1 tRNA gene and 2 rRNA genes are annotated in these 607 nt (G+C 47.6%); all 3 read left to right on the forward strand.

The features are described from left to right. Positions 1–78 (forward strand): 16S ribosomal RNA (locus GK047_RS29110); the annotation flags it as partial. A 99-nt stretch (positions 79–177) separates the two neighbouring features. Next, positions 178–253 (forward strand) — tRNA-Ala (locus tag GK047_RS29115). A 246-nt stretch (positions 254–499) separates the two neighbouring features. Next, positions 500–607: ribosomal RNA gene (locus GK047_RS29120) — 23S ribosomal RNA — on the forward strand; the annotation flags it as partial.

Below are 607 nucleotides of genomic sequence, written 5' to 3' on the forward strand. Positions count from 1 at the left end.
CCGAAGGTGGGGTAGATGATTGGGGTGAAGTCGTAACAAGGTAGCCGTATCGGAAGGTGCGGCTGGATCACCTCCTTTCTATGGAGACTCGGGTCTGATAGACCCAGTCAAGTGCGCAAGCACACAATTAGCTGATTGTTCATTTTATTTGTTCAGTTTTGATGGAGCTTGCTCAATGGGGCCATAGCTCAGCTGGGAGAGCGCCTGCCTTGCAAGCAGGAGGTCAGCGGTTCGATCCCGCTTGGCTCCACCACTAACTTTATGCAAACTTCCGCCGCCGATAAGGCGGTGTTGTTGACACTAAGTAGATGCAGCAAACCATCATAATTATCGAATAAGCTAGCAGTCTTGAACTGTTAACTAACGATAATAACTTTGTTCCTTGAAAACTAGATAACGAAACGAAACGTAAAGAATGAAACTTAGGCGTGAGGATCTAACGATCGCACGTAAATCCAATTCATGATTGTTTTATGACAGCATGAAGTTATTTTTAGCTGGTTAAGCTAGAAAGAGCACACGGAGGATGCCTAGGCACTAGGAGCCGAAGAAGGACGTGGCGAACGACGAAATGCCTCGGGGAGCCGTAAGCAGGCTTTGATCCGGG

It is taken from the genome of Paenibacillus sp. SYP-B3998 (assembly GCF_010820665.1).
Taxonomy (GTDB): Bacteria; Bacillota; Bacilli; order Paenibacillales; family NBRC-103111; genus Paenibacillus_E.